The 12,047-nt window shown below is 49.3% G+C and carries 14 protein-coding genes, 1 tRNA gene, 1 pseudogene and 1 riboswitch; of the genes and pseudogenes, 13 read left to right on the forward strand and 3 right to left on the reverse strand.

Annotated elements, in window-relative coordinates:
- The 8 genes from ACLTXB_RS17705 to ACLTXB_RS17740 all read left to right on the forward strand — a co-directional run.
- On the forward strand, window positions 1–401 hold a 401-nt coding region (locus tag ACLTXB_RS17705; RefSeq protein WP_428227855.1), incomplete at its 5' end, for a DUF6076 domain-containing protein.
- Window positions 402–587: 186 nt separating this feature from the next.
- Window positions 588–794, forward strand: a complete 207-nt coding sequence (locus ACLTXB_RS17710; protein WP_428227856.1) for a hypothetical protein — start codon at window positions 588–590, stop codon at window positions 792–794.
- A 96-nt stretch (window positions 795–890) separates the two neighbouring features.
- Window positions 891–1,097: riboswitch (cobalamin riboswitch) on the forward strand.
- Window positions 1,098–1,272: 175 nt separating this feature from the next.
- A complete protein-coding gene (locus ACLTXB_RS17715; protein WP_298736175.1) occupies window positions 1,273–2,478 on the forward strand; it encodes a sirohydrochlorin cobaltochelatase in 1,206 nt (401 codons plus the stop codon).
- A gap of 42 nt (window positions 2,479–2,520) precedes the next feature.
- Window positions 2,521–2,997: a hypothetical protein gene (locus tag ACLTXB_RS17720; protein ID WP_428227857.1), complete on the forward strand. Its 477-nt coding sequence runs from the start codon at window positions 2,521–2,523 to the stop codon at window positions 2,995–2,997.
- 62 nt (window positions 2,998–3,059) lie between these two features.
- A complete protein-coding gene (locus ACLTXB_RS17725; protein ID WP_298736180.1) occupies window positions 3,060–3,605 on the forward strand; it encodes a hypothetical protein in 546 nt (181 codons plus the stop codon).
- 1 nt (window position 3,606) lies between these two features.
- The gene (locus tag ACLTXB_RS17730; RefSeq protein ID WP_298736183.1) at window positions 3,607–4,752 is read left to right on the forward strand and encodes an ABC transporter substrate-binding protein; all 1,146 of its coding nucleotides are present in this window, start codon (window positions 3,607–3,609) and stop codon (window positions 4,750–4,752) included.
- 9 nt (window positions 4,753–4,761) lie between these two features.
- Window positions 4,762–5,775, forward strand: coding sequence for a FecCD family ABC transporter permease (locus tag ACLTXB_RS17735; protein ID WP_298736185.1), 1,014 nt, complete (start codon window positions 4,762–4,764; stop codon window positions 5,773–5,775).
- A 6-nt stretch (window positions 5,776–5,781) separates the two neighbouring features.
- Window positions 5,782–6,891, forward strand: a complete 1,110-nt coding sequence (locus tag ACLTXB_RS17740) for an ABC transporter ATP-binding protein (protein ID WP_298736188.1) — start codon at window positions 5,782–5,784, stop codon at window positions 6,889–6,891.
- 241 nt (window positions 6,892–7,132) lie between these two features.
- On the opposite strand, the pseudogene ACLTXB_RS17745 reads toward ACLTXB_RS17740, so the two are convergent.
- Window positions 7,133–7,255, reverse strand: a pseudogene (locus tag ACLTXB_RS17745) (sporulation transcriptional regulator SpoIIID); the annotation flags it as partial.
- A 157-nt stretch (window positions 7,256–7,412) separates the two neighbouring features.
- Between ACLTXB_RS17745 and ACLTXB_RS17750 the strand changes: the two are divergent.
- Window positions 7,413–7,886, forward strand: a complete 474-nt coding sequence (locus ACLTXB_RS17750) for a TspO/MBR family protein (protein WP_428227858.1) — start codon at window positions 7,413–7,415, stop codon at window positions 7,884–7,886.
- A gap of 46 nt (window positions 7,887–7,932) precedes the next feature.
- Here ACLTXB_RS17750 and hcp read toward each other — a convergent pair whose 3' ends face one another.
- On the reverse strand, window positions 7,933–9,573 hold the full coding sequence (hcp, locus tag ACLTXB_RS17755; RefSeq protein ID WP_428227859.1) for a hydroxylamine reductase: 1,641 nt from the start codon (window positions 9,571–9,573) through the stop codon (window positions 7,933–7,935).
- Window positions 9,574–9,698: 125 nt separating this feature from the next.
- On the opposite strand from hcp, the gene ACLTXB_RS17760 reads away from it, so the two are divergent.
- The gene (locus ACLTXB_RS17760; protein WP_428227860.1) at window positions 9,699–10,358 is read left to right on the forward strand and encodes a Crp/Fnr family transcriptional regulator; all 660 of its coding nucleotides are present in this window, start codon (window positions 9,699–9,701) and stop codon (window positions 10,356–10,358) included.
- A gap of 108 nt (window positions 10,359–10,466) precedes the next feature.
- On the opposite strand, the gene ACLTXB_RS17765 is transcribed toward ACLTXB_RS17760, so the two are convergent.
- Window positions 10,467–10,553, reverse strand: a tRNA-Leu gene (locus ACLTXB_RS17765).
- A 378-nt stretch (window positions 10,554–10,931) separates the two neighbouring features.
- On the opposite strand from ACLTXB_RS17765, the gene acpP reads away from it, so the two are divergent.
- From acpP to ACLTXB_RS17780, 3 genes are all read left to right on the forward strand, one after another.
- On the forward strand, window positions 10,932–11,177 hold the full coding sequence (gene acpP, locus ACLTXB_RS17770; RefSeq protein WP_008979945.1) for an acyl carrier protein: 246 nt from the start codon (window positions 10,932–10,934) through the stop codon (window positions 11,175–11,177).
- A 20-nt stretch (window positions 11,178–11,197) separates the two neighbouring features.
- A complete protein-coding gene (gene accB, locus ACLTXB_RS17775) occupies window positions 11,198–11,641 on the forward strand; it encodes an acetyl-CoA carboxylase biotin carboxyl carrier protein (RefSeq protein ID WP_008979944.1) in 444 nt (147 codons plus the stop codon).
- A gap of 1 nt (window position 11,642) precedes the next feature.
- Window positions 11,643–12,047, forward strand: a 405-nt coding sequence (locus ACLTXB_RS17780; RefSeq protein WP_428227861.1) for a biotin carboxylase N-terminal domain-containing protein, incomplete at its 3' end; no start/stop codon positions are given.

Below are 12,047 nucleotides of genomic sequence, written 5' to 3' on the forward strand. Positions count from 1 at the left end.
AGCAGATGACCTTTGAGAGCCTCACCAGCTTTCTGTACATGGATCTGTACAAGGGGATGGCTGCCGGAAATCTGCCCCGCCGCTGTGCCCATTGCCGCAGGTGGTTTCTGGCGGTAGGAGGATACGATACCCGATACTGTGACCGAGTGGTACCGGGAACCGGCGGCAAAACTTGTAGGAAGGTAGGAGCTCATGAGCGGGAGAAGGAAAAGCAGAAGACTGAAACCGCTTCTCGGGAGTATAGCCGGATCTACAACCGGCTGAAGGCCCGTAAGCGGCGGGGCCGGATTACCACGGATGAGTGGAACCGACAGGTAGTGCAGGCTCAGGAGCTGAAGGACGCTTTTCTGGCAAAGCAGATTACCCAACAGGAGTATGTACGAAAATTGGATGAGCTGTGAAAAACAGGACGACTGTCCCTCTCGGGACAGTCGTCCTGTTTAGCTATGTGAGATCGTCCGTTGATGAGTCGGATTTTAGAGAGCTTCGTTGCCAGTATGTCTGAGATGTGTTTTTGCTGGTCAATCAAAGCGGACATCCTTTCGGTCTTAAGGCAGATGGGCAGGACATCACACCGGCAATTCTAGATGGATTTGTTGACAAGGGAATTTTTCATCACACAGCGAAGCGATTATGCCAGAAGGCATACCGGCTTGGCTTTTTTATTAAGTGAATTTAGAAAAATTTTTTATGATGATAGTATAGAGCGGCAGACAGTACGGAGGATGGTGCGGCAGGCGCAGAAGGAACAGATGATTCCCAGCAAGGAAAAGCGTAAGGAACAAGAGCGCTAATTGATGTTATAAAATATATTGAAGTTTTACTAATAAGAATTTTTATCGTCTGTTAGTTGCTTGACAAATATGCATTACTATGATATTTTTATTCTAAATAAATATGATGTCTGAGTGCCATCAATTTCGTATAGAGTTGATGGAGAATAGTGAATCCGGTTGGAATCCGGAACGGTACCGCCACTGTATGCGCGGAGGCACCGCACATGACGAAAGTCGGTCATTGGGAGTTGATCCTGAGAAGGCTGTGCGGAAGGCTTATGATACGCAAGTCAGGAGACCTGCTCAGATTGTTAAAGTCTATTTGCTCTCGAGTTATGGAGAAATGGGCTATTTTGTTGCGAAAAAACGGCAGCAGCAGTCATGTATGACTGTTGCTTTCTTTTTTGGCATATCTTTAGCATACTTTTCTCCATTTTACTACTGCTTTTTCGTGGCTTAAACCACAAAAAGATATAAATCAATGGAGGAAAGTAAAATGAAGAACATAAAAAAACTCATAGCACTCCTGCTTGCAACGTGCATTGTAGCATCTCTTGCTGCCTGCGGTTCTCAGGAAAGTGAGACATCAGACAACTTAGGAGAGGTGTCTTCTACCAATCCAGTCTCTGACGATCAAGCTGCTGCTGATGAGGTGGCCAAGCTGATTGACGCAATCTATGTGCAAGAACGAAACGAAAACACGGATGAACAATGTGAGGCTGCAAAGGCTGCTTGGGATGCCCTGACGGATGCCCAAAAGGAATTGGTTTCCGGCGAATTTGCAGATCCAGACTATTTTGGACGGGATACTGGAGATGCTTCTAAAGATGATCCCCGCAACGGTGATGAAATCGGCGAAAATGAACTGCTCGTAGTCAGCTTCGGAACCTCTTTTAATGACAGCCGTGTTGCTGACATCAAGAGCATTGAGGACGCTTTGCAGGAAGCCTATCCGGACTGGTCGGTCAGAAGAGCATTTACCGCCCAGATCATTATCAATCATGTGCAGGCTCGTGACGGAGAAAAGATCGATAACGTCCAGCAGGCGCTTGACCGTGCGGTAGAAAATGGTGTTAAGAATCTGGTGATTCAGCCTACCCATCTGATGTATGGTGCTGAGTATGATGAGCTGGCAGAAACCGTAGGAGCTTATCAGGATAAATTTGAATCGGTTCAGATCGCTGCTCCTCTTCTGGGCGATGTCGGTACCGATGCAACTGTCATCAATGAAGATAAAAAAGCTGTTGCAGAGGCTGTTACCGCAGAAGCGGTTAAGACAGCTGGATACCAGACTCTGGATGAAGCAAAGGCAGACGGCGTTGCATTCGTATTTATGGGTCACGGTACTTCCCACACAGCAAAGGTATCTTACAGCCAGATGCAGGCTCAGATGGAGGCTCTGGGATACAACAATGTATTCATCGGTACCGTTGAGGGTGAACCGGAAGAAACCGCCTGCGAAGCTGTTATTGAAAGCATCAAAGAAGCTGGTTATAAGAAAGTCATCCTTCGTCCTCTGATGGTCGTTGCAGGTGACCATGCAAACAATGATATGGCAGGCGATGATGCTGATTCCTGGAAGAGTATGTTCAACGCATCCGGCGCTTTTGAGAGCGTTGATACTCAGATTGCAGGCCTCGGTCAGATTCCAGCCATTCAGGAGCTATATGTTGCACATACTGGTGCTGTAATCAATCAATAAAGGAACAGATCGAGCATGAAAAAAAGAACGATACTCCTGTGTATGGCTGCTTTGGTCGCTGTTTTCGCCGTTGGATGCAGCAATCAGACGGATACATCTGCTCAGGACGGCTCCAGCCCTCCAGCTGTTTCGCAGGAACAACAAACAACTCTGGAAGATGGCATCTATTCTGCTGATTTTGAAACGGACAGCAGCATGTTCCGTGTCAACGAGACATGCGATGGTAAAGGAAAGCTGACGGTTCAGGACGGTAAAATGACCATTCACATTTCGCTTACCTCTCAGAATATTGTCAATCTTTTCCCAGGCACCGCAGAGGATGCCCAGAAAGATGGGGCAGAACTTTTGCAGCCTACTGTGGATACCGTAACTTATGAGGATGGAATAAGCGAAGAGATCAACGGTTTTGATGTTCCAGTTCCGGTTCTGGACGAGCCGTTTAACCTTGCGCTAATCGGTACAAAGGGAAAGTGGTACGATCATGAGGTAATTGTATCGAACCCAGAAAAACTTGAATAAACCATGCTCTGTCCCTGCTCTTAACGGCAGGGACAGATTTGTATCTGGAGAGGAGGACAAATATGAGGAGAAGCATATTTCCCTATCTGGTGAAAAAATTTTGTCTTGGGCTATTGATGGTGATGTGTATCACATCCGTTATGGTATTTCCTGCCTCAGCATCTGCGGAAGCAGCAACGGTTGATCTGGAGGATGGTGAATATTCCATAGAAGTCATACTGGAGGGTGGAAGCGGACGGGCGACTATTACATCTCCGGCAATTATGACTGTACGGGGTGGAAAGGGTTATGTTCAGATTGAATGGAGCAGCCCGAACTATGACTACATGAAGGTAGAAAATAAAACTTTTAAACCACTCCAGGAGGCTGGAAATTCCACTTTTGAACTTCCGATTATAGATTTTGATATGCCAATAGCGGTCGTTGCGAATACCACAGCAATGAGCACACCACATGAAATCGAATATACATTAACCTTCCTCCAAGACACCATAAAACAAGACACATCTTTTGAAATGATGGCTATGGTTGCAGGAACGGTAATTGTAATTGCCATAGTCGTAATTATCTCCTTTTTGGGGATTCATAAGAAACGGAGGAGCAAATAAAATGAGAAAAATGGCAGTAGTTTTATTGTGTTTTATCCTCATATTTACTGTATCCTCCTGCGGTTCACCTTCTGAAGCTGATTTGCTGGAAACACGTAATACTGATATCAGTCCGGATTTAACCTTCGATCACAGTATGCCTCTCGATTATGCTGAGGAATTTGCAGTGGACTATTACAATGATGGATATGCGCTTATTACCATCTCCAATGGTACGCAGTATCTGGTAATCCCAGAGGGAAAACCAGAGCCATCCGGTTTGGATGAAAACATTGTGCAGCTGCACCAACCGATCCAAAACATTTATTTAGTTGCCTCGGCTGTGATGGATATGTTTGTTTCGATGGATGCGTTGGATACGATCCGTTTCAGTGCGCTGAAAAGCGATGGCTGGTATATTGAACCAGTGCGTGCGGCAATGGAATCTGGAAATATTCTATATGCTGGCAAATATTCCGCTCCGGATTATGAGCACCTCATTGATGAGAATTGCAGCTTGGCGATTGAGAACACTATGATTTTTCATACGCCCGAAGTGAAGGAACAGCTGGATAAGTTTGGAATCCCGGTTTTGGTGGATTATTCCAGTTATGAGTCTCACCCTCTCGGCAGAACAGAATGGGTAAAACTCTATGGATTGCTGACCGGACAGCAGGAAGCTGCTGAGTCAGCGTTCAATGCAGAAAAACAGGCGTTTGAGTCTGTCAGCGGAGCACAGCCTACCGGAAAAACAGTTGCATTTTTTTATATCACAACCAATGGCGAGGCTAACGTACGCAGACCGTCCGATTATCTGGCGAAAATGATTGAAATGGCTGGTGGAACCTATATTTTGGAACAAGATCCCGATGATGAAAGTAAATCTTCCACCATGAGCATGGAGATGGAAGCTTTTTATGCACAGGCAAAGGATGCCGATTATATCATCTATAACAGCACAGTAGACGGGGAACTCAAATCTCGGGATGAATTATTAACGAAAAGTCAGCTTTTAGAGAACTTCAAGGCTGTGCAGAATGGAAATGTTTATTGTACAACCCAGAACATTTACCAGTCCACTATGGAACTTGGCACCATCATCGCAGATATCCATAACATGCTGCAAGGAGATGATCAGAGCCTTACCTATATTTACAAGTTGGAGTGATACAAACAGATGAAGAAAAAACGATATTTTGCTGCATTTGTTGTTTTATTTGTGCTTCTGCGTTTGTTTCTGGTCATGAACCTATGTATCGGAAGCGTTAATATTCCATTTTCTGAGATTCCTAAAATTCTTCAAGGAATCGGAACGGATGAAACCTACACAGAAATTGTTACGCAGGTCCGAGCGCCAAGAGCATTTGCAGCGGTGATTTTGGGAGGTGCCCTCGCATTATCCGGATATCTGCTGCAAACCTTTTTCCACAATCCAATCGCAACCCCGTTTACGCTGGGCGTTTCATCCGGTGCAAAGCTGATTGTCGCATTGGTGATGGTAGCGTCCCTGCAATTTTCAGTACAGCTCGGTTCATGGCTGATGATTCTTGCGGCCTTTGCCGGTTCCATGTTATGCATGGGTTTTGTTATTCTAATGTCCAAAGTCATCAATCAGATGGCAATGCTCATTGTCAGCGGCGTCATGATCGGCTATATCTGTTCTGCTGTGACTGACTTTGTTGTTACATTTGCGGATGATGCGGATATTGTAAATCTGCACAATTGGTCTCTGGGCAGCTTTTCGGGGATTAACTGGGACAATGTAAAAGTTATGGCAATCGTAGTGCTTATTACGATGTTTTTTGTGTTTCTGTTATCCAAACCAATTAGCGCCTATCAGATGGGTGAAGCCTATGCGCAGAATATGGGGCTTAATGTATCACGTTTCCGTATTGTGCTGGTGATCCTGTCCAGTATCCTTTCGGCCTGTGTAACTGCATTTGCCGGACCGGTATCCTTCGTCGGAATCGCCGTTCCTCACCTTGTCAAAGGCTTGTTTGGTACAACACAGCCGATTTTAATGATTCCAGCTTGCTTCTTAGGAGGTGCGTCATTCTGCCTGTTCTGCGATTTGCTGGCAAGAACAGTATTTACTCCCACCGAGTTGTCGATCAGCACGGTAACTGCAATTTTGGGCGCTCCGGTGGTTATCTACATTATGCTACGCCGGAAAAGAGAAAAAATGGGGTAATCGGGAATGAATCATGGCTATCTATATACAAAAGATTTAACTGTTGGTTATAATGGTATACCGCTCATCCGCAATATTCAGCTTGAAATAAATAAAGGCGAAATTGTTACATTGATAGGACCAAACGGTGCAGGAAAAACAACTATTTTGCGCAGTATTATCCAGCAGTTGCCACCCGTGTGTGGCGTTGTATGGTTAGATGGACAACAGGCGGAGAAAATGCCGGGCAAAGAAATGGCGCAAAGGCTGTCCGTTGTATTGACCGAACGGGTAAATCCTGAGATGATGAATTGCGAAGATGTTGTGGCAACTGGCCGATATCCTTATACGGGGAAATTCGGCATTCTATCCCAAGAAGATTGGAAGATCGTGCGTGAATCCATGGAGCTGGTGCGCATAACGGAGCTGGCCAACCGAGATTTCAATAAAATCAGTGACGGGCAAAAGCAGCGGGTTATGCTGGCAAGAGCACTATGCCAGCAGCCTGATGTGATCGTTTTGGATGAACCGACTTCTTTCCTGGATATCCGTTACAAACTGGAGTTCTTATCTATTTTGCAGGAGATGTCCAGAAAGCGGAATCTGACAGTGCTTATGTCGCTGCATGAACTTGACCTTGCCGGGCGTATCTCGGACAAGATTGCTTGCGTACAGGGGGATCGAATCGACCGCTTTGGAACGCCCGAAGAAATCTTTACCCAAGGATATATTCCTCAGCTTTATCAGATGACAACCGGCTCTTATGATGAACTGACCGGCGATTTGGAACTGCCATCGGTGCAGGAGAAACCTGAAATTTTTGTCATTGCAGGAAACGGCACCGGAACCAGCGTATTTCGCAGATTACAGCGTGAAAGAAAAGCGTTTGCGGCTGGAATCCTGTGGGAAAACGATATAGATTATGCCTCGGCTAAATCACTGGCAGCGGAGGTAATCCATGTTCCAGCCTTTCATTATGTGGCAGATGAACAAATTAAGCAAGCAAAGGGATGGATAGATACCTGTAAATTTGTTGTTTGCACATTAAAAGAATTAGAAATGGTTGATTTTGCGAAAGTTCTAAGCGATTTAACAGAATATGCAAGAATCAATGGCAAACTGATAACATATCCATAATCCTCCAGTTCAGCTAACACTTACATCATTGTTTCTTCCAAATTCCTAGCGCGTATTGAAGTGCTCCGCTCATCTTTCCTTGGAAACTAGTATAGCCAATGTAAATACACCGGCAGAATACTCCATCCCTCTAGAATACAAAAGGCGGCATAGACCAGCCCTTCCCCGGTGCTGATCTATGCCGCCTCTTGGCTTAATATGGTCGCTTACTGTATCGCCCATATAAATCGTTCTAATTTATCACTTCTATATGTACGGTGGATTTGCTGATACCAAATTTCCGGGCGGCAGAGCGGACGGTTGCTCCATTTTCGATGATGTACGCCGCCAATTTACAGGCGCGTTCCTCGATATTTCCTTTCAAATCCTTACACTCCCTCTCCCGTTTTGCCACAAGATATATATGTGGCCAGAGAGAGTACCATGCCTGTACGCGCTGGAAATCCCCCGGATTTTCCCTCTCCTTTTCGATTTGAATATCTATCCCAAGGGCGGCATATGCTATTGCGGGTGATTCAAATATGAAACAGCATACATGGAAAATATACGCCGCCTGGATTCTGTTTACCGAAGCGGTGGGCGGCCTGTCCGGCTGGCTGACCCGAGACGGAGCCAAAGCTTACAGTGAAAGCATTATCCAGCCCCCGCTTTCCCCTCCCGCCCTTGTATTTCCCATCGTCTGGGGAATTCTGTTCGTTCTGATAGGCATCGGAGCAGCTCGGATCTATCTGGCTTCTCCCTCTCGTGAGCGCACCAGCAGCTTGCGCATATTTCTGCTCCAGTTAGCCTTCAATTTCTTTTGGAGCATTCTGTTTTTTAACTTTCAAGCCTTCGGCGCTGCACTGGTCTGGCTGGTGATTTTGTGGGGATTAATTTTATGGATGATCACCTCGTTTCATAAGGTAGATCCGTTGGCTGCCTGGATGCAGGTCCCTTACCTGCTCTGGGTCACCTTTGCGGCCTATTTGAATTACGGTGTATGGATTTTAAACTAAAAGGGAAGCCCGGCAGGTAACGCCTGCCGGGCTTCTTCCCTTTTGCTTAGTTATTCTCTCCGAAAAACAGAGCCATATCTTCTTCCACGGTACCAATGCCAGCGATACCGAAATTGTCCACCAGCACCTTGGCCACATTGGGGCTGAGGAAGGCGGGCAGAGTGGGACCCAGGTGGATATTCTTCACTCCCAGATACAGCAGGGCCAGCAGTACAATAACCGCCTTCTGCTCATACCAGGCAATGTTGTAGATAATGGGCAGCTGGTTGATATCCTCCAGTCCGAAGACCTCCTTGAGCTGCAGGGCAATGACCGCCAGAGAGTAGGAGTCATTGCACTGGCCCGCATCCAGCACCCGGGGAATGCCGCCGATGTCCCCCAGATTCAACTTGTTGTACTTATACTTGGCACAGCCGGCGGTAAGAATGACTGCGTCCTGAGGCAGAGCCTTGGCAAACTCGGTGTAGTACTCCCGGCTCTTGGCGCGGCCGTCACAGCCCGCCATGACCACAAACTTCTTGATTGCTCCAGACTGCACCGCCTCTACGATCTTGTCCGCCAAAGCCAGCACCTGGGCGTGGGCGAAACCGCCTACGATCTCGCCCCGCTCGATCTCCTGGGGCGGCTCGCACTTCTTGGCATGCTCAATAAGAGCAGAAAAATCCTTTTTCTCTCCAATGCCGCCGGGAATATGCTTACAGCCGGGGTAACCCGCCGCGCCGGTGGTGTACAGCCGGTCCTTGTAGCTGTCCTTGGGAGGCACGATGCAGTTGGTAGTCATGAGAATGGGGCCGTGGAAGGTCTCAAACTCCTCCTTCTGCTTCCACCAGGCGTTGCCGTAGTTGCCCACAAAGTTGGGGTACTTCTGGAAGGCGGGATAGTAGTGGGCGGGGAGCATCTCACTGTGGGTATATACGTCCACCCCGGTGCCCTGGGTCTGCTCCAGCAGCATCTCCAAGTCCCGCAAATCGTGACCGGAAACCAAGATGCCGGGGTTCTTGCCCACACCGATGGATACCTTGGTAATTTGGGGGTTTCCGTAGGCCTGGGTATTGGCCTTGTCCAGCAGCGCCATCCCCTGCACGCCGTACTTGCCGGTCTCCATGGTCAGGGCAACCAGATCGTCTGCGGACAGGCTGTCATCCAGAGTGGCCGCCAAGGCCCGCTGGAGAAAAGCATCCACCTCGCCGTCGTCCTGAAGCAGGGCATTGGCGTGCTTGGAGTAGGCGGACAGGCCCTTCAAGCCGTAGGTGATGAGTTCCCGCAGGGAGCGGATGTCCTCATTCTCTGTGGATAGCACACCTACCTGAGCGGCCTTCGCTTCCCAGCTACCGGTTCCGTCCCACAAAGCGGCCAGAGGCAGCTGCTCCTTGTGCTCCACCTGGGCCAGCAACTTTTCCTTCACCGCCAGGGTGTCCCGGATGCGAGCCTCAATGGCCTCTTTATCAAAGTTGGCATTGGTGATGGTCGTGAACAGGTTCAGGGTGATGAGATGGTTGATCTCCCCCTCCACCGCCTCTCCCTGGGCACGAAGAGCCGTGGTCACGGCAGACAGGCCTTTCGTTACATAGACCAGCAGATCCTGCATCGCAGCTACATCCGGCTGCTTGCCGCACACGCCTACACGGGTACAGCCGGTGCATCCGGCAGTCTCCTGGCACTGATAACAAAACATCTTGGGCTGCATAAATAGGTCCTCCTAATTTTGTCCTGCGCGGCAGTTTCGCCGCGGAATGGGCTTGACTTTCGAAACATACTATACTAAATTGTTTCTAACAATTCCGTTGTTATACCAACAAAAGGAGGGTCTTCATGGATTTTCTTTTTCTAACGGAAACCCCTCTGTTCCGGGGAACCACCGCTCAGGATCTGGAGGCCATGCTGGCCTGTCTGGGAACGGACGTGCGCAGCTATGAGAAAGGACAAATGATTTACCGGGCCGGGGAAGTGATTTCCTCGCTTGGGATCATGCTGTCCGGCAGCGCACTCATTGAAAATGATGATATCTGGGGCAACACCACGGTGCTGGACTGCGTGGGTCCAGGACAGATTTTTGCAGAGACCTACGCCTGTACGCCCGATGAGCCGCTGATGGTCAACGTGGTAGCCGCTGAAGCGGCTCAAATCCTGTTTCTCAACGTAAGCCGGGTCTTGCAGGTATGCCCCAATGCCTGCGGCCACCATAATACTTTGATCCGCAACCTGCTTGCCCTCTCCGCCCAGAAAAATCTGAACCTGTCCCGAAAGATTTTCCACACCTCCCCCAAAACCATTCGGGGCCGCCTGCTCTCTTATCTGTCCTATCAGTCCATGCGCAGCGGCAGTTCTTCCTTTACCATTCCCTTTAACCGTCAGCAGTTGGCCGACTATCTGAATGTAGATCGCAGTGCCCTGTCCAATGAGCTGAGCAAGATGCAGCGGGATGGGCTCATTCAGGTCGAACGAAACCGTTTTGTCCTACTGGGGGTCTGACTGCAAAAACAGGACATCCTCTCGGATGTCCTGTTTTTCATACGTTCTATTTCCAATACCGCTCTCAGCGGAAAAACAAAAAGGACATCCGAATGGATGTCCTTTTTGTGGTGCGCGAGGCGGGAGTCGAACCCGCACGCCCTTGCGAGCACTGGCACCTGAAGCCAGCGAGTCTACCAATTCCACCACTCGCGCGTGGTTTGGAATGCACCGTTTGCTCAGTGCATGAGATATACTACCACATCCTCCCTCCCGTGTCAACACTTTTCTTTCTTCATCGACCATTTTTTCTTTTCCTGACGCTGTGCCACCGGGAGCAGCATCGTTTTGTACGATTCCGTTTCCCCATATATTATATTCTAAATTTCTACTAAATCGGCTTTTTTTACCCTTTCTTCTCCCATTTTCGCAAGGAGTAGTCAAAAAAAGTTTTCCAAAAAACTCCTGTTTGTTAAAATTCCACATTGACTTTCCGGCTGATCCCGGGTACAATACGCTCAAATATTTTAATTAAATAATTTTAACTAAAATATTTTAAATTAAATTTTTGAACAATAGAGAGGAGAATTTCCCATGTTTGAGAAAGTCCGTGACATTATTGTTGATACTCTGAGCTGCGAGATGGACGAGGTCACCATGGAGGCCAGCCTGTCTGATGATCTGGGCGCCGATTCCCTGGACGCCGTGGAGCTGAACATCGCTCTGGAGGAGCAGCTGGGCCTGTCCATCGCTGACGAGGATCGCCCCAACATGAAGACCGTGGGTGACATCGTGCGTTACCTGGAGGCCCTGGAGGGCACCAAGGACAACCGCATCTAATTCTTAAGAGGTGAACTTCCATGGAACTGGAATCCATTTATGCGCTGATGGAGCGCTTTGAGCGCTCCTCCATCTCCGGCCTGGAGCTGGAGCAAAACGGCACCCGGCTGAAGCTGGAGAAGGCCGTGGCTGTGGCTGCCGCCCCGGTTGCGGCCGCTGCTCCTGTGGCTGCTCCCGCTCCCGCGGCTGCCCCTGTGGCCGGTCAGCCTGCCCAGGCAGAAGAGGGCGAATACATCAAGGCGCCCCTGGTGGGCACCTTCTATACCGCTGCCGGTCCCGACGCCGCCCCCTTTGTTCAGGTGGGCGACAAGGTGCAGAAGGGCCAGACAGTGTGCATCCTGGAGGCCATGAAGGCCATGAGCGAGATTCCCGCTCCCATGGACTGCGTCATCGAGGAGGTCCTGCTGGACAACGGAAGTCTGGCCGCCTTTGACGCCCCCCTGTTCCGCGTGCGGAGGGTATAAGATGTTTCAGCGTGTTTTGATCGCCAACCGCGGCGAGATCGCGGTACGTATCATGCGCGCCTGCCGGGAGCTGGGCGTGGAGACGGTGTCGGTCTATTCTCAGGCCGACGCCGACGCCCTCCACGTCCAGCTGGCTTCCCAGGCGGTGTGCATCGGTCCGGCCAAAGCGTCGGACAGCTATCTGAATGTGGACGCTCTGCTGACCGTAGCGAAGGAGACCGGCTGTGACGCCGTACATCCCGGCTACGGTTTTCTCTCAGAAAACGCAGATTTTTCTGACCGCTGTACCCAGATGGGTCTGGCCTTTATCGGTCCCTCCGGGGATGTGATCCGCATGATGGGCAATAAGTCTGCGGCCCGAGAGCTGATGCAGAAGCACAACGTCCCGGTGGTCCCCGGCTCGGAC

The organism is Flintibacter sp., from assembly GCF_046973065.1.